Raw genomic sequence first — 16,650 nt, forward strand, 5'->3', positions numbered from 1 at the left:
CGGTCCGGAGGGCCCGCCATGTGCCGTTGGGCATGAAACGACGAGCGGTCATCCACGGCCGCAGGTAAGCTGCCCGCGTTCAACAGGGGGAACACACGCAATGCGATCGGACAAATCCTGGCTGGCCCACATTTCCGCCGGCCTCGGGCTCAGCGCGCTGGTGGGCGTGTTGTGCTTCCACTTTCCGCAGTTGCTCACCTCGCGCGAATTCCGCGCCGCCTACACCGAGGATTTCGCGCGCAACCTGCTGTTGATCGGGCTCATCGCGGCCTTCGTGCTGGGCACGGTGTCCATCCTGCGCAATCGCAGCCGGGGCGTGGCGCTGCTCGGCGTGGGATCGGCCGCGATCGCGGTCCTGTTGGGCGGGGCGACGGTGCATTTCAATCGCATCGAATCCACGCCGTATTCGCTCGGCCTGGATTGGTTCGTGATCTCGCTGTTCTTCTCGGCGCTGGTGTTCATTCCGATCGAACGCATGCTCGCCGTGCGGCCGATGTCGCCGCTGCGCCACGGGTGGCGCACGGACCTGGCGTATTTCTTCATGAGCCATGTGCTCGTGCAGTTCGTGCTGATCGCGGTGACCGCATCGACGTCGACGGTCGCGGCCTTCGCCGCATTTCCGGCGCTCAAGGCGGCGATCCAGTCGCTTCCGGTATGGGCGCAGTTCCTGATCGCCGTGTTCGTCGCCGATCTTGCGCAAGCCCTGCTGCATCGCGCGTACCACAACGTGCCGCGACTGTGGCGCTTCCACGCGGTGCATCACTCCAGCCGCCGCATGGATTGGCTGGCGGGCTCGCGCATCCACGTCGTCGAAATCCTGATGACGCGCTCGGCGGTCTTGCTGCCCTTGGTCGTGCTCGGCTTCTCGGCGCAGGCGATCAATGCGTACGTCATCCTCGTCGGCGTGCAAGCGGTGCTGGCGCACGCGAACCTGCGCATCAACTTCGGCTGGCTCGAATACGTGCTGGTCACGCCGCGCTACCACCACTGGCACCACGCGCGGCAGGCCGAGTACATCGACGTGAACTACGCCATCCACCTGCCGCTGGTCGACATGCTGATGGGCACGTTCAAGCGTGCTCCGCGCGGCGAATGGCCGGCGGAGTACGGCGTGATGAAGCTGGAGACCGTGCCGGAAGGCTTCTGGGCGCAAACCCTGATGCCGCTCGGCCCCAAGCGTACGTATTCGGAGTACGTGGGGCACGACGAAGGCTGAGGATTACGTCGATGACTTCGCCCGCCGGCGCAGGCGAAGCACGCGCCGGACGATCAGCCACATCAGGAAGACCACCAGCGCGATCGGAATCAGGCCCGCGGCCGCGCGGATCAGGCCCGCGGTCACGCCCGCGAGAATGCCGCCGGAATCGCGGAGTGCATCGCCGATCGCCGAGCCGCCTTCTTCCACGCCGGTGGGGGAGAAGCGCAGCGTCAGCAGGTTCGTGTCGATGCGGCGCTTCATCTGCGCCTGCGACTGCTGCGCGAGATCCAACTGCGCCTCCACTTCGGCCATGCGCTCGGACAGGCGCAGCATCTCGTCGAGCTTGACGTTCGGCTTGTCCTGGAATTCCAGCAAGCGCTTGTGTTCGTTCTGCAGGCGCGCGCGACGCAGGTCGTTGTCGGCGACCGCTTGCGCGAGATCCTCGGCGCTGGTTGCGCGCGAGGTGATCTCGCCGCCTTGCGACGCGCTGCCGATCAACTTCTCGACGCCCTCGGGCGCGACACGGACCATGATCGATGCAAAGGGGTTGTCGCCGCCTTGCTGCTTGACGTCGAGCACCGCGCAATCGCCCACCGCCTGCGAGAAGCACGCCGACTGCACGGCCGCCACGCGCGCGTCGATGTCCTTGCCCGCCATCTGGATGCTGATGTCGGTTTCGTAGGCGAGCGACGTGCCGGCCGGTGCGCGCGGCGCCGGGTTTCCCCGGTTCGCTTGCGGCAGTGCCACCGCCGAGTCCGCCTCCGCGGCGGCGGGCGCTTGCATGTCCTGTTTCGCGCAAGCCGCCAACACAACGACGGTGAGGCACGTCCATCCGATCCGGCTGATGCTGCGCATTCGATGTTCCCCTGGGTGAGTGTGTTGCGTGTTTTTTGCCGCGATGGCGCAATCGGCCAACGGTCGGCCCGGAGGCGCGGGGTTACGACCCGTTCGCCAGGCGGGCCTGGAGGCGAGTCCATCCGAATTGCCGCGCCCAACGGATCAAGTCGGGGACGTGCGCCTTCGCCCCGGCGTCGAGGAGCGCAAGGGCGACGTCTTCGTCGAGCGCTTCGTCGAGCGGCGTGTCTCCGTCGGCTTCCTTCGCGCTCGGATCTGCGCCGTTCGCAAGCAGCCAGCGCGTCATCGCGAGATCGCCATCGCGCGCGGCGATGTGCAGCAACGTCTTGCCGTCGGCGTCGGATGCGTGGAGGTCGCAGCCTTGTTCCACCAGCCAACGCGCGATCGCGAAACCCTCCCACGCCTTCGACTCGCTGTTCTCATCGCGCAGCAGCAGCGTCACCGGGGCGCGTTTCGTTGCGCGCGCGTGCTCGTCGTCGATGCTGGCCTCGGATCGTGATTCGAAACTGAGCGAAGGGTGTGTCGCCGCGACGTTCCAGATGTGTTGCACGGAAGCAAGTTCGCCCCCTTCGATGGCGGCACGAAAGGCCGCATTCAGGAGGGCGACATCCGGGTGCTCCGCCGTTCCCAGCGCGCCGCGCGCCAGCAATGCCTTCACGACTTCCGGACGCCTGCGCGCCAGGGCGCCTTCCAGCGGCGTGGCGAAAAAATAGCCCCAGCCCACGCTTTCGCGGTCGATCGGCCCGATGGGCGCGCCCAGCGCAACGAGGCGCGCGATCGCGGCCTCGTCGTGCGTGTATTCGTTGGCGATCGCACGCATGAGGATCTGCGCGCCTTCGGGCGAATCGAACACGAACCGTTCGCGCACCAGCGCGTCGACTGTCTCCGAGGACAGATTGATCCACTTCGCCGATTCGGCGGCGTCTTCGATCGCGACTTCCAATGCCGACATGGCACGCGGCATGCCATCCCATTCGCCGACGTAGTCCTCGACGGTGTGCGATGCACGGCCCCTCCGAAACGTCACCGTCGTTGCGGACATGTCGCTGACCCGCGTCATGTAGTTCTCGCGCAGCGACCAGAAGTCCGCCGCGCGCGCCTGTTCGACCAACTGCGCAACGCGTTCGGGCGCGATGCGGTCTTCGTGCCTCCCCGCGACATCCACGTAGCCCTCGCCGACGTAGGTCACCCTGCCTTCGCCATCGACTTCGATCGCGTACCTGGGGCAAATGCCGAAACACGCCGTGCGTTCCAGGCGGATGCGCGTCGCCTTGAGCGGCACGTCGGGCATGGGGCGATGCACGCTCGGAATGTCTTCTTCCGAAATTCGCTCGAAGAAGTCTGCGGCCACCGGCGGGCCGCCGTCGTCGTTGAAGGGTGCGTAACGACCCGCCGCGATCGATCGCAACGCGGCCAAACGCTCGGGCGTGACCGGCGGGCGCCTGCGGAGCGAAAAACCGTCGAGAAGATCGACACACGTGACTTTGCCCGTGGCGTCCACGTGGACATGCACGGCGATGCCCGTGCCCTCGGGCCGCGTACCGGCTGCGTAGCGCGGGACGGGCAGGTCGAACTGTCGATGCGCGTCGACCACTTCGCGCTCGGGCGTGAACGCCCTCCGAGTCTCGGGGCTGCAGGAGGGTGGAATCGAATGCTCGGCATCGCCGGCGCGTGCCGTGGGCGCCAGCGACATGGCCGCAAGCACCGATGCCATGAGCGCGCGTCTCATTCCGGCAATCTAGAAGCGTGGCTCGCCGCCAGTTTCCACTGCCCGTCGCGCTTCACCCACGTATCGGTGAATCGAAACTCGGCGGTGAAATTCGCGCCACCCGAAGTCCCCTCGACGCGCGTGATGCCGATGACCACCGCGCTGTCGCCGTACACGCGCACGGCCTGGTCGCGGTTGCGGAACACGGTGTAGGCGGGGTCGCGTTTTTCGACTTCGGCGACGTTGGCGGCGTAGTCGGTGATGGCGCCTTTCGAGTCGACCAGCGTGAACGACGGGTCCAGGTCGCGCCGCACCGTGGCGGCGTCGCCGGTTTCCCACGCGTGCAGGAGTTCCGCTTCGACGCGGAGGATGTCTTTCTCGGCCGATTTGTCGTCGGCCATGGCGGCGCTCGCGATCACCAGGGCGAACAACGCCGCCAAACCACGTCCCGTGCCCTTCATCCGCCGACCCCTGCGCGCCCCGATGGTGGGCCGCACTCTAGCATCGGCGCGGTGCCGCGCAGGGGAGTGACCGGAAGTAGCGTCCTCGCCCCTCAGCCCGCCTGCGTGACGATCCGGATCGGCCCGCCCAGGGTGCGATGCACCGGGCACTTCTCGGCGATCTGCATCATGCGTTCGCGCGCCTTGTCGTCGAGCGCGCCTTCGATCCAGATCGTGCGCGTGAGCGTGTCGACCTTCGCGCCCGGGTCGCGCTCGCAGTTCTCGCAGTCGGTTTCGTGCACCTTCTCGTGCTTGACGCGCACGCGGATGTCGGTGACGTCGTAACGCTTCGACTTCGCGTAGGTGTGCAAGGTCATCGTCGTGCACGAGGCGAGCGCGGCGGACAGCAGGCCGTAAGGCGAGGGGCCCTTGTCGGTGCCGCCGACGGAGACCGGTTCGTCCGACACCATCGGGTGCCCGGCGACGTCGAGTGTCGTGACGAAGCTCGTGTTGTCGGAATGGGCCATGACCTCGCCTTCGGCGAGGGTCACGGGTGTGGTTGCGACGTCAGCCATGTCGAACTCCTCGCGCGCAGGGCGCGTTCAAACCATCGGCAACTTGAGCCCCTGTTCCTTCGCGCATTGCTTGGCGATGTCGTAGCCGGCGTCGGCGTGGCGCATCACGCCCGTGGCCGGGTCGTTCCACAGCACGCGCGCGATGCGCTTGTCGGCTTCGGCGGTGCCGTCGCAGACGATCACGACGCCCGAGTGCTGCGAATAACCCATGCCCACGCCGCCGCCGTGGTGCAGCGAGACCCACGTCGCACCACCGGCCACGTTGAGCATCGCGTTGAGCAAGGGCCAATCGCTGACCGCATCGCTGCCGTCCTTCATCGCTTCGGTTTCGCGATTGGGCGAGGCGACGCTGCCGCTGTCCAGGTGATCGCGGCCGATCACGATCGGCGCACTCAGTTCACCGTTGCGCACCATCTCGTTGAACGCCAGGCCGAGCTTGTGACGCAGGCCGAGACCGACCCAGCAGATGCGCGCCGGCAAGCCCTGGAAGCTGATGCGTTCCCTGGCCATGTCGAGCCAGCGGTGCAGGTGCGCGTCGTCGGGAATGAGTTCCTTCACCTTCGCGTCGGTCTTGTAAATGTCTTCCGGATCGCCGGACAGCGCGACCCAGCGGAACGGGCCGACGCCGCGGCAGAACAAGGGACGCACGTAGGCCGGCACGAAGCCCGGGAAGTCGAACGCGTTCGTGCAGCCTTCGTCCTTCGCCATCTGGCGGATGTTGTTGCCGTAGTCGAACACGGGGATGCCCATGTCTTCGAACGCGAGCATCGCTTCGACGTGCACGCGCATCGACTTCTTCGCCGCATCGCGCACGCGGCCCGGATCTTCGGTCTGCATGCGCAGCCATTGATCGACCGACCAACCGATCGGCAGATAGCCGTGCACGGGATCGTGCGCGGAGGTCTGGTCGGTCACCGCATCCGGGCGCACGCCGCGCTGCACGAGCTGCGGCAGGATTTCCGCGGCGTTGCCGAGCAGCGCGATCGACTTCGCTTCGCCGGCGGCCGTGTACTTCTCGATGCGCGCGAGCGCGTCGTCGAGGTCGGTCGCCTGTTCGTCCACGTAACGCGTGCGCAGGCGCATGTCGATGCGCGACTGCTGGCATTCGATGTTGAGCGAGCTCGCACCGGCGAGCGACGCGGCCAGCGGCTGCGCGCCGCCCATGCCGCCCAGGCCCGCGGTGAGGATCCACTTGCCGGTGAGGTCGCCGCCGTAATGCTGGCGGCCCATTTCGACGAAGGTTTCGTACGTGCCCTGCACGATGCCCTGCGAGCCGATGTAGATCCACGAGCCGGCCGTCATCTGGCCGTACATCATCAAGCCCTTCTTATCGAGCTCGTTGAAGTGTTCCCACGTCGCCCAATGCGGCACGAGGTTGGAGTTGGCGAGCAGCACGCGCGGTGCGTCGGCGTGCGTGGGGAACACGCCAACCGGTTTACCCGACTGGATCAGCAGGGTTTCGTCGTCGCGCAAGGTTTTCAGCGAGGCGAGGATGGCGTCGAAGCATTCCCAGTCGCGCGCCGCACGGCCGATGCCGCCATAGACCACCAGCTCCGCAGGGTTCTCGGCCACTTCGGGGTCGAGGTTGTTCTGCAACATGCGGAACGGCGCCTCGGACAGCCAGGACGGGCAGGACAACTGGCTGCCGCGCGGGGCGCGGATCGTGCGGCTGGAATCCTTGCGGGTCGACATCGAGCGCTCCGGCGCGTGGGGAGCCCGCGATTATCCCTCAGCCCTGCGGACAGGTCTTGCGGCCCGCGCGGAATGCGGCGACGTCGGCGTCGCTGGCGGGCCTGGGCGGGGTGCCGCCGTCGAGCAGGACGCGCCAGGTGCCGTCGCTGTCGTGGTGCCAAGTCGAGGTGAAATTGGCCAGCAAGTACTTCTGCGCGGCCTTCGGGTCGCGGGATTCGATCAGCGCCGGTCCGCTCGACAGTGCGATGTCCGATTCGCCGCCGATCACGACGACGGCGGGATACCACGTCAGGCCGATCGCCGAGCCGTCGACGATCCCCGCCCACTCCTGGATGATCGCCTCGCGGCCGCGCGTCGGGCGCGGCGTATTCGCGGCGAACACCGCACCCGGATGCACGTGCTCGGCGAAGGCCTTCGCATCGTGCGCGGCCACGCTGTCGGCGAAGGACTGCTCGCGCGCCCACACGGCGCACTCGTCCTTGCTGAAGGTCGGGTCGGGCGCGGGCGTCGCCGGCTCCTGTGCGAAGGCCGACGACGAAACCGCAAGGGCTGCAACGACGAGGGCAAGGCGCATGACCGACTCCGTGGTGGGCGAAGCGGCCAGACTGCGCCCGCATCGGGTGTACGGCCAGCGACGGAAGTCATGCGCGTGCAGTCATGAGGCCGACGCAAGGCCCGCCGTATCATCGCGCCATGGGGATCCTGTTCCGGGCCGCGCTGGCCCTGCTGCTGAGCATCGCGCTCGCCGCGTGCGCCTCCACCCCCCGACCGGGGGATGCGCCGCCGGTGCTGCTCGTCTCGATCGACGGCTTCCGCGCCGATTACCTGGATCGCGGCATCACGCCGAACCTGTCGCGCATCGCGAATGCAGGCGTCCGCGCCGACGGCATGCGTCCGTCGTATCCCTCGCTGACATTCCCGAATCACTACACGCTGGTCACCGGCTTGCGCCCGGATCGGCATGGCGTCGTGCACAACACGATGCGCGATGCGCAACTCGGTGCGTTCAAGGCGAACAACGAAGCGCAGGCGAGCGATGCGCGCTGGTGGAATGGCGCCGAACCGCTGTGGGTCACCGCGCAGAAGCAAGGGCTTGCGACGGCGACGATGTTCTGGCCCGGTTCGCAGGCGCCGATTCGCGGCGTGCGGCCGACGCATTGGCGCGCCTATGACAGCGCCGTTCCCGATGATGCGCGCGTCGACCAGGTCGTCGAGTGGCTCAGCGAACCGCGCATTCGCTTCGCGACCTTGTACTTCGAGCTGCTCGACAAGACGGGCCACGATTTCGGCCCCGATTCGCCCGAAATGCAGCGTTCGATCGCGCAGATCGACGCGTCGATCGGCCACTTGCTCGATCAATTGCAGGCGCGTGGCCTGCGCGATCGCATCAACCTCGTGATCGTTTCGGATCACGGCATGGCGGACGTGTCGCCCGGCCACGTGGTCGCGATCGAAGACATGGTCGATGCGCACGATGCGGAGGTTGTATCGACCGGACAGGTGGTCGGCTTCGCGCCGAAACGCGGGCACGCGGCGGCTGCGGAACGACAGCTCCTCGGTCGCCATGCGCATTACGAATGCTGGCGGAAATCCGAACTCCCGCAACGCTGGCACTACGGCACGCACCCGCGCGTGCCGCCGATCACGTGCCAGATGGACGAAGGGTGGGATGCGATCCTTCGCGACGCGGTGGCCAGACGGCCCGCACATCCGCGTGGTTCGCACGGCTTCGATCCGGACTTGCCTTCGATGCGCGCGTTGTTCATCGCGCAGGGCCCGGCGTTCGTGCCGGGCGTGCGCTTGCCGCTGTTCGACAACGTCGACGTGTATCCGCTGCTCGCACGCCTGATTGACGTGCCGCCCGGCGAACACGACGGCAGCGCGGACGTGTTCACGCCCGCGCTGCGGTGACACGCGTCAGCGGCGCTTGTGGCCCGCTTCGAGTTCGGCGCGCGTCAGGAAGCCATCCTTGTTGTCGTCGAGCCACGCGAAGCGATCGGCCATGCGCGGCATCTTTTCCTGCACTTCGACGCGGCCGAGCTTGCCGTCGCGGTTGAGGTCGGCTTCCTTGAAGCGTGCGTCGAACTTCGCCGCGCGCTCCGCATCGCGCTGCGGACGCACGCGGTCGTGGTACGCCGACACTTCCGAACGCACGATGTAGCCGTCGCGGTTGGTGTCGAGCACGGCGAAGGTCGGCGCGTCGTGCCTGCGCCTGTCCGCGCGTTCGGCACGCTCGGGATGTTGGGCGCGCCACGCGTCGCGTTGCGCCTGGCCGGCATCGAACTCGGTGCGGCTGATGCGGCCGTCGTTGTCGGTGTCGAGGCGTTCGAGGCCACCGTGGTGCATGCCACGGTGGGGCTGCGCGGCACCGGCGGGCGCCTGCGCGAAGGACAGTGCCGGCAGGAGCAGCAGCGCCGCGGCGAGGGCTTGGACTTTCATGGGGACTCCGTCGTCGTCGCGGCTGGGGCGCCGCGCGTGGTCCGGATAACGCCTGCCGCTCGTCGCAGTTGACGCATCGCCCGTCTCGTTCAGTCGGCGTGACAGTTTGCGAAATCGCGCGTTCAGGCTGAATTTCATGGGGTTACGCCGCTTTTTTCTCACTTCGCTGTCACCGCGCGGTTCCTAACATTCCTGCCCAACAAGCAGCCGCCGATCCCTTTTTGCATGTCCCCGACCGAGTACGAATACCTGTTCATCCTCGACGCCCTGGAACGGAAGGAACCCATCTTCCCGTTCATCGTGCAGGCGTTGTCGGAGTCGGGGCTGGTCGATGTCAGCGCCGAAGGCATCTGCCTCACGCCGGCAGGCGAGTCCCTGATGCAACAAGTCGCCGAGAAAGAAGGCGACCCCGCGCACTGAGTAAGCCGTTTTGCGCAGCGCCACCGGCGCTCAACGCGCCGCTACCGCCAGGACATTAAATCCGTTCAGCTCAAAGCGTGCGGCCGCGCACAGTTGCGGCTTCAAAGCGTGCGCCAGTGCACGGATGTACAAAGGCGTCGGACACGCTTCAGGCATTCACGCCAACGCAACGGGAGACTTGCGTAGCGCCAGCGCCTGCAGGGGGTGGGCGATGCGCACGCAGGGGTGTTCCGTATGCCGTATGAAGTCGAGGTCAACCAGTATCTGGGACTGACCGTCTGCACCTTGTGGGGCCTGGTCTGGGTGGAAGAACGCCAGACCGCGCTCGATGAAATCCTCGCCGAGATGGAAGAGGGGCGGCCGTATCGCATCCTCGTCGACATGATCGGCGCCAGTTGCGCGAACGATTCGCTCGCGACCAGCGCCGCCTTCGCGCAGCGCCTGGCCACCGAACGCAAGCTCAAGGGCTGCCGCATCGCCTATCTGTATCCCGATGGCGCGCGCATCAATCTTGCCGTCGAGCGTTTGGCCGAAGCGCGCGATTTCCGCTTCCGCCGATTCACGGCGACGACCGAAGCGCTCGACTGGTTGTTGTCGCCGCCCACGCGCATCAAGCCCGCGCCGCCCATCGAAGCGCAGACCGAGCCCGATGCGATGACGCTGCTCGCGGGATTGCGCACCGGCCGCTGGGTAGCGTGAGGCTTATCCGGCGAGCCGCACCACCGCCTGCGCCGCGCGGTCCACTTCCTCCGGCGTGTTGACGAGGCTCCCCGCGAGCCTCGCGTAAGTCACCGCATACGGGCTCGTGCTCGCGACGATCTTCTGCTCGCGCAACCGTTTGACGATGTCCTCCGGCTTCACCCCGTCGATTTCGAACGCCACCAGGCCCGCGGACAACGCGGGCGATTCCGGCGTATGCACGCGGATCTTCGGATGCCCGGCCAACTGCTGCTTGATGCGCGTGTTGAGTTCGGCGATGCGATTGGCCACGCGCGCGCGGCCCATCGCTTCGTGCATTTCGAAGGCCGCCGACATCGCCCACTGATGCTCGAACGCATGGAAGCCGCCGGGCGCGACACGCGCGGCGATGTTCGGCCCTTTCACCGGCCGTTCTTCGGCCCACGCGTTGTACGACTCCCAGTCGGTGAAGTTGGGCACCGTCGGGCGCAGGCGCGCCCAACCGTCGGCGTTCGACCACAACATGCCGGTGCCGCGTGGCGCGAACATCCATTTGTGCGTGCCCGCGGCGATGTAGTCGGGGCCCATCGTCGCGATCGTTTCGTCGACCGCGCCGATGCCGTGCACGCCGTCCAGCACCAGCAGCACGTCGGGATGCTGGTCCTTCAACGCCTTCGCCATCTCGCGGATCGGCAAACGCATGCCGGTGCTCGAATGCACCCACGTCAATCCGACCACGCGCGTCTTCGGCCCGATGCCGGCGAGCAGATTCGACACGAGACTGTCGAGCGTCGCGTCCTTCGCATCGTCGTACAACTTGATCCGTCGCTCGGTCGCGCCGCTGCGTTCGTTGGCCAGGCGGATCGATTCGTGGTGCGAGTAATGATCGTGCGTGGTCACGACGATTTCGTCGCCCGCGCGCAGCGGCAGGCCGTGGTAGATCAACGCGAGACCTTCGGTCGTCGAGCGCGTGAGCGCGACATCCTCCGCGCGCCCGCCGATGTACTTCGCGATCGCACCCTGCACCTTGAGCGGCACGTTCTTCGACTCTTCTTCGAACATGCCGGCTTCGATGACCTGGAACGGATCGCGATCCATCGCGCTGCGCCACGCTTCGATGGCATCGCGCACCGGCGCCGGATGGCTGGCGATGAAGAAACTCGCGAAGTGCGCCCACGCCGGATCGAGCGCGAACTGCGCGCGCACCGCATCCCAGGACGACAGGTCGGGCAGGGCGCGGCTGTGCGCTTCCAGCGCCGCGAGCAGCGAGCCCGCGCCCAGCGTGCCCGTGAAGGCGACGGGCGCGGCGGCGAGGAAACGGCGGCGGGTGAGGTCCATGAACGCGCTCCGGTCGCGGGATGACCTCCGGGGCAACGTTTCCTTCGTGCTGGAACGGACAATCCTCCTTTCGGTTCACTCGGGATTCGATCCACGGCCGTGCCCAGCGCCTACACTGGGCCGCAACATTCCTCGCTCCGAATTTCCATGCGCCCGTGCCGTCTTCCCGTGTTTTCCGCCGTCCTCGCCGCAGCCCTGCTTGCGGCGGCGTGCACGGCCGAGCAGGCCGGGCCGCCGAAGACGCCGAACACGCAGACCAGCGCCGACAACACGCAGGATTTCGGCGCGGTTTCCGTCGATGTCCCGCCGCCGCCGAAGAAGAAGGCGAACATCGCCAGCACGACCGAATGGCCCGAGGCGACGCTCGAGTCGGGCACCGCGTCGATCAGTTGCAGCACCGATTACGTCGGACAGGGTGACGGCAAGACGTTCACCGACCTGTCGTTCTTCGCCGTGCTCGACGCGATGCTGCCGTGCAAGGACGCCGGCCTTGTGCGCCTGCGTTATCGCGGCCGCGTCGCGGGCGACTTCACCACCCTGATCGAACGCGTCGGCAACATGGCCGCGCGCATGGACATCAAGCAGCGCATCCTCGACATCGATTCCAGCGGCGGCCAGGTCGAAGACGCGATCCGCGCCGGCGACATCATGGCCGAAGCCGGCTGGACCATCTGGGTGCGCGAGAACGCGGTGTGCCACAGCGCGTGCGTGTTGCTGCTCGCCGGTGGCGACGATCGCGTGATCTCCGGCGCGGTCGGCATCCATCGCATCATCCGCATCCAATCCGAAGCCTCTTCGCGCGCCGAGTTGAGCGCCGAGCTGCACGAAGTGCACGAGGCGATGAAGGATTACCTGCAGCGCAACGGCGCGGGCGTGGCAGTCGCAGATTTCATGATGACGGTGCCCAATCGCAGCCTGCGCCTGCTGACGCCGGAAGAACTCTCCGAGTACGGCCTCACCGGTCGCAACGCGGCGCAGGAAGACCTCGACCGCATCCGCCTGGTGCGCCGTTGCGGGTTGGACTTCGCGCGCCGCCTGGATGGCTTCTATCGCACGTACGAGCAGAAGTGCGCGACGCTCGAAACCGGCGTGGACGCGATCAACGAGTGCGGGCGCGCGCTGCGTCCGGAGTTCGGCTTCCCCGACGACAAGTGCCCGGCCGACAGCCCGCTCGCGACGCTCGATGCCAAGCCCGTGGAACCCCCTGCGGACGACGCGGAGGCGAAGGCCGCCGCGGATGTGGCCAAGAACGAGGTCGCCAAGGCCAACGTCGCCACCAAGCCTGAGGATGCGGCCGAGCGCGATGCCAAGCCCGCCAAGCACCGCGAATAAGTGCTAGCGTGTTCCCCGTTCCGGGGGGAACTGGGGAAAATCGATGGGGCGGAAGGCAACAAGGAGTGCTGGCGGACGCCTGCGCTGGATCGTGCTGGCCGGCGTGCTCGCGATCGGTGGCACCGCGTGGTTCGTGTACGCGCAGGCGCAGCGGTTCGCGGCGCGCAGCCTGTCGCATGTCTTCACCGGCGCCCGCGATACGACGATGGGCCGCGTGTGGTTCGATCCGAACGGCGACATCGTCGTCAGCGACATCCTCGTTTACCTGAGCACGCCCACCCTCGCGCCCGACGCGACATCGGCGAGCTTCGCCGGCGACACCAACACGCTGCGCTTCGAACGCATGCGCGTGCGCGCCCCCGGCGGCTGGGCGTTCTATCTGCGCAACCTGCTCGACACCAAGCTCGCCAACGCGCAGCTCCTCGAATGGCACATCGCCTTCGAAGGCTTCACCACGCGCGCCGGCTTCGACCCTTCGCTCGGCACGCTCGGGCCGATCGGCGCGATGAGCGCCTCGCCCTTCGAGGCCGAAGGCTGTTCGCGCCATGCGTTCTTCGTGCGCGAAGAACTCAGCGCGATGGGGCTGGACGCCGGTCCCGCGCAATTCGAACTGACCCTGCGCGAAGCCGACAGCCGCGTGGAAACGCGCATGGTGCTCAACACGCCCGGTGCCTCGCGCCTGCAGTACGACCGCGTGGAAACGCTGGCCGCGCCGACGAGCCTGTTGCAGATCGACAAGGCCGCGACGTCCACGGTGTCGGAACGTTGGGACATCAGCGACCAGGGCTTCGTGCGCGCGCGCAATGCGTTCTGCGCCAAGCAGGACCAGATCGACGAGCCGACATTCGTCGCGCGGCACGTGATGTCGGTGCAACGCCTGCTCGAAACGCGCGGCCTGCAGGCCGATGCGCAGACGGTCGCGGCGTATCGTGATTTCGCCACGAATGGCGGGCAGCTCGCCTTCGGCGGCACCTACGCCACGCCGCTCCACAGCAGCGAACGTGCGCAAGCGCGCCTCAACGGCAGTGCGTTGTTGCGCATGGCGGCCCGGCTCGAACACGGCAGCCAGCAGGGCGACGTGCAATTCAGCGGCACGACGCCGCGCCCGCTCGCCACCGCGGACGGCGCGACGTTCGCCGCGATGACGAAGGAAAACGGCGGCACGATGCCGTCGGTCGGCAACGTCTCGGCGCCGAAGTCCGCGATTCCGGCATCGCCCGTGGCCAGCGATGCCACCGCGCCCGCGAAGCCGCAATACGCCTCGTCCTTGCCGAGCGCCACGCCCGCGATGGCGCCGGGCGGCCGCCTGGATTGGGACGACCTGCCTGCGATGCAGGGCCACATGCTGCAGGTGTTCACCATGCACAACGCGCCGCGCACGGCGATGTTGATTTCGGTCGACGCCAACGAAGCGCACGTGCGTGCGCGCATGCCGGGTGGATTCGCGGACTACCGCATCACGCGCGAAGCATTCCTGCGGGCCACCCTGATCCAGTAATCAGGCGACGACGTCGATCGCGACGTCGCCGACGACCACGTGCGACCCCGCGCGGATCTTGCAGCTCTTTCGCAACTCCACGACGCCATCGACCTCCACGGCCCCATCGGCGACCAGGTGCTTGCCCGCACCGCCGCTGTCGACGACCCCGACGAGCTTCAGCAATTGGTGGAGTTCGACGTAATCGTGCCCGTCGAGGGCGAATTGAAGGCGTTGCATCGGGGTCCTGGAGGCAAGGAAGGCGCTGTCACGGCCAAGGGCGCACAATAGCGCCCCCCAAGAGGCCGGAGTGCCCATGTCGACCCCCGCCGGCGAAACCGCCCCGTCCCTGCGATTCGCCGATCTCGGCCTGCCTCCTGCCGTGATGGCGGCCGTGGATGCGGTCGGTTACGAATCCCCGTCGCCCATCCAGGCGGCCACCATCCCCGCGCTGCTGCAAGGCCGCGACGTGCTGGGCCAGGCCCAGACCGGCACCGGCAAGACGGCCGCCTTCGCGCTGCCGATCCTGGCGCAGGTGGACCTGACGCAGACCAAGCCGCAGGCCCTGGTGCTGGCGCCTACGCGCGAGCTGGCCATCCAGGTCGCCGAGGCCTTCCAGAAATACGCCGCCAAACTGCCGGGCTTCCACGTCCTGCCGATCTACGGCGGCCAGAGCTACGGGCCGCAGTTGTCGGCATTGCGCCGTGGCGTGCATGTCGTCGTCGGCACGCCGGGCCGCGTGATCGACCATCTGGACAAGGGCACGCTGGACCTGTCGAACCTCAAGTCGCTCGTGCTCGACGAAGCCGACGAAATGCTGCGCATGGGCTTCATCGACGATGTCGAGGCCGTGCTGAAGAAGACGCCGCCGGGCCGCCGCATCGCGCTGTTCTCCGCGACGATGCCCTCGCAGGTGCGTCGCATCGCGCAGACCTACCTGCGCGATCCGGTCGAAGTCACCATCGCGTCGAAGACCAGCACCGCGGCCAACATCCGCCAGCGTTATTGGTTCGTCGCCGGCATGCACAAGCTCGATGCGTTGACGCGCATCCTGGAAGCCGAGAAGTACGACGCGATGATCGTGTTCGCGCGCACCAAGATGGCGACCGAGGAACTCGCGGAGAAGTTGGCCGCGCGTGGCCTGGCCGCCGCCGCGATCAACGGCGACGTGGACCAGAAGATCCGCGAGCGCACGATCCAGCGCTTGAAGGACGGCGATCTCGATGTGCTCGTCGCGACCGACGTCGCCGCGCGCGGCCTGGACGTCGAGCGCATCAGCCACGTGTTGAATTACGACATTCCGTACGACACCGAAAGCTACGTGCACCGCATCGGCCGCACCGGGCGTGCGGGGCGCAGTGGTGAGGCGATCCTGTTCGTGACGCCGCGCGAGAAGGGCATGTTGCGTTCGATCGAGCGCGCCACGCGCCAGCCGATCGAAGAGATGCAGTTGCCGAGCGTCGAGGCGGTGAACGACAAGCGTGTCGCGAAGTTCCTCGATCGCATCACCGATGCGTTGAAGGTCGAGGGCAACGAGCTCGATCTGTTCCGCGATCTGATCCTGAAGTATCAGCGCGAGCACGACATTCCGGTCGGCGATATCGCGGCGGCGCTGGCGAAGATGGTGCAGGGGCGTTCGCCCTTGTTGCTCGCGCCGGAGAAGCCCAAGCCGCGCGTGGAGCGTGCGGCGTTCGAGCGTCCGGAGCGCGGTGAGCGTCCGCCGCGTCCGTCGTTCGAGCGCGGGGATCGTCCGGAGCGTGGGCCGCCGCGCGAGAAGCGCGACGTGGGTCCGCGGCAGGCGCCGTCCGAGGGCATGGAGACGTATCGGATCGAGGTCGGTCATCGCCACGGGGTGAAGCCCGGCAACATCGTCGGTGCGATCGCGAACGAGGCGGACCTGGAGAGCAAGTTCATCGGGCGGATCGACATCCACGATGATTTTTCGTTGTTGGATTTGCCGGAAGGGATGCCGCCGGAGTTGATGTCGCATCTGCAGAAGGTGCGGGTCGCGGGGCAGCCGTTGCGGTTGAGTCGTGCGGGGGATTCGCCGTTGCCGGCGCATCGTCCCGCGCCCCGACCGCATCGCAAGGGGCCGCCGCCACGTCGCTGAGTCCACCTCCCCTCCAGGGGAGGTCAAAAAGAAGCCCGCCGCATGGCGGGTTTCTTTTTGGGTGGGGTAAATCTTGAGGTTCAGTACGTAGAACCATGCGTCTTTGTTGTTTGTGCGCCGCCACCAGTTGGGCGCATCGGCACGCCGCATTGAAGGCCACATTGCTCCGCAAGAGCTCAAGCTCCGCAATGTGGCCTTCAACGCGACGTCCGCTGCGCACCACGGGTTGGGTTGCTCGACAGCACTTGTTGAATGGGTGCGTTGAGCGCTGATGGATGCGTGCCGACAGCCAGCACACCAGAGGGGCGGCGCCTTGCCCGTCGAGGACATCTCGGAGCCGAGCTCCGGTCGCGCGCTCTCCTCGATGTCCTCTCTCGGGCATCGGCGC

Annotated in this window: 16 protein-coding genes; 7 read left to right on the top strand and 9 right to left on the bottom strand. The window is 67.2% G+C overall.

Annotated elements, in window-relative coordinates; genetic code table 11:
• Window positions 1-100 precede the first annotated feature (100 nt).
• A complete protein-coding gene (locus GN331_RS07310) occupies window positions 101-1,216 on the top strand; it encodes a sterol desaturase family protein (protein WP_156641346.1) in 1,116 nt (371 codons plus the stop codon).
• A 3-nt stretch (window positions 1,217-1,219) separates the two neighbouring features.
• On the opposite strand, the gene GN331_RS07315 is transcribed toward GN331_RS07310, so the two are convergent.
• From GN331_RS07315 to GN331_RS07340, 6 genes are all read right to left on the bottom strand, one after another.
• The gene (locus GN331_RS07315) at window positions 1,220-2,053 is read right to left on the bottom strand and encodes a DUF4349 domain-containing protein (RefSeq protein ID WP_156641347.1); all 834 of its coding nucleotides are present in this window, start codon (window positions 2,051-2,053) and stop codon (window positions 1,220-1,222) included.
• A gap of 82 nt (window positions 2,054-2,135) precedes the next feature.
• Window positions 2,136-3,782: a DUF6438 domain-containing protein gene (locus GN331_RS07320; RefSeq protein WP_156641348.1), complete on the bottom strand. Its 1,647-nt coding sequence runs from the start codon at window positions 3,780-3,782 to the stop codon at window positions 2,136-2,138.
• Entirely contained in the window at window positions 3,779-4,222 is a 444-nt protein-coding gene (locus GN331_RS07325) for a nuclear transport factor 2 family protein (RefSeq protein WP_197427044.1), read from the bottom strand. The genes GN331_RS07320 and GN331_RS07325 overlap by 4 nt, the downstream gene beginning before the upstream one ends.
• Before the next feature lie 92 nt (window positions 4,223-4,314).
• Window positions 4,315-4,776, bottom strand: coding sequence for an OsmC family protein (locus GN331_RS07330; RefSeq protein ID WP_156641349.1), 462 nt, complete (start codon window positions 4,774-4,776; stop codon window positions 4,315-4,317).
• A 27-nt stretch (window positions 4,777-4,803) separates the two neighbouring features.
• Window positions 4,804-6,468, bottom strand: a complete 1,665-nt coding sequence (gene hutU, locus GN331_RS07335) for a urocanate hydratase (protein WP_156641350.1) — start codon at window positions 6,466-6,468, stop codon at window positions 4,804-4,806.
• A gap of 37 nt (window positions 6,469-6,505) precedes the next feature.
• Complete coding sequence (locus GN331_RS07340; RefSeq protein WP_156641351.1) at window positions 6,506-7,042, bottom strand: YybH family protein; 537 nt, start codon at window positions 7,040-7,042, stop codon at window positions 6,506-6,508.
• Window positions 7,043-7,161: 119 nt separating this feature from the next.
• Between GN331_RS07340 and GN331_RS07345 the strand changes: the two genes are divergently transcribed.
• A complete protein-coding gene (locus tag GN331_RS07345; RefSeq protein ID WP_156641352.1) occupies window positions 7,162-8,379 on the top strand; it encodes an alkaline phosphatase family protein in 1,218 nt (405 codons plus the stop codon).
• 6 nt (window positions 8,380-8,385) lie between these two features.
• On the opposite strand, the gene GN331_RS07350 is transcribed toward GN331_RS07345, so the two are convergent.
• A complete protein-coding gene (locus tag GN331_RS07350) occupies window positions 8,386-8,907 on the bottom strand; it encodes an EF-hand domain-containing protein (protein ID WP_197427045.1) in 522 nt (173 codons plus the stop codon).
• A gap of 225 nt (window positions 8,908-9,132) precedes the next feature.
• Here GN331_RS07350 and GN331_RS07355 point away from each other — a divergent pair, with 225 nt between their 5' ends.
• Both GN331_RS07355 and GN331_RS07360 read left to right on the top strand, forming a co-directional pair.
• Window positions 9,133-9,327: a hypothetical protein gene (locus GN331_RS07355; protein WP_156641354.1), complete on the top strand. Its 195-nt coding sequence runs from the start codon at window positions 9,133-9,135 to the stop codon at window positions 9,325-9,327.
• A 234-nt stretch (window positions 9,328-9,561) separates the two neighbouring features.
• The gene (locus tag GN331_RS07360) at window positions 9,562-10,026 is read left to right on the top strand and encodes a hypothetical protein (protein WP_156641355.1); all 465 of its coding nucleotides are present in this window, start codon (window positions 9,562-9,564) and stop codon (window positions 10,024-10,026) included.
• 3 nt (window positions 10,027-10,029) lie between these two features.
• Here the strand turns inward: GN331_RS07360 and GN331_RS07365 are convergent, their stop codons facing one another.
• On the bottom strand, window positions 10,030-11,343 hold the full coding sequence (locus GN331_RS07365) for an aminotransferase class V-fold PLP-dependent enzyme (protein WP_156641356.1): 1,314 nt from the start codon (window positions 11,341-11,343) through the stop codon (window positions 10,030-10,032).
• 168 nt (window positions 11,344-11,511) lie between these two features.
• Between GN331_RS07365 and GN331_RS07370 the strand changes: the two genes are divergently transcribed.
• Window positions 11,512-12,675, top strand: coding sequence for a COG3904 family protein (locus tag GN331_RS07370; protein ID WP_156641357.1), 1,164 nt, complete (start codon window positions 11,512-11,514; stop codon window positions 12,673-12,675).
• Window positions 12,676-12,718: 43 nt separating this feature from the next.
• Entirely contained in the window at window positions 12,719-14,173 is a 1,455-nt protein-coding gene (locus GN331_RS07375) for a hypothetical protein (protein ID WP_156641358.1), read from the top strand.
• Here the strand turns inward: GN331_RS07375 and GN331_RS07380 are convergent, their stop codons facing one another.
• Window positions 14,174-14,392, bottom strand: a complete 219-nt coding sequence (locus GN331_RS07380; RefSeq protein ID WP_156641359.1) for an RNA-binding S4 domain-containing protein — start codon at window positions 14,390-14,392, stop codon at window positions 14,174-14,176.
• Between the two features lie 76 nt (window positions 14,393-14,468).
• On the opposite strand from GN331_RS07380, the gene GN331_RS07385 reads away from it, so the two are divergent.
• Window positions 14,469-16,262 carry a DEAD/DEAH box helicase gene (locus GN331_RS07385; protein ID WP_156641360.1) on the top strand — a complete coding sequence of 598 codons (1,794 nt, stop codon included), beginning with the start codon at window positions 14,469-14,471 and terminating at the stop codon, window positions 16,260-16,262.
• The last annotated feature ends 388 nt before the right edge of the window (window positions 16,263-16,650 follow it).

Origin of the sequence: Noviluteimonas gilva (assembly GCF_009740395.1) — a bacterium.
GTDB classification, from domain to species: domain Bacteria; phylum Pseudomonadota; class Gammaproteobacteria; order Xanthomonadales; family Xanthomonadaceae; genus Noviluteimonas; species Noviluteimonas gilva.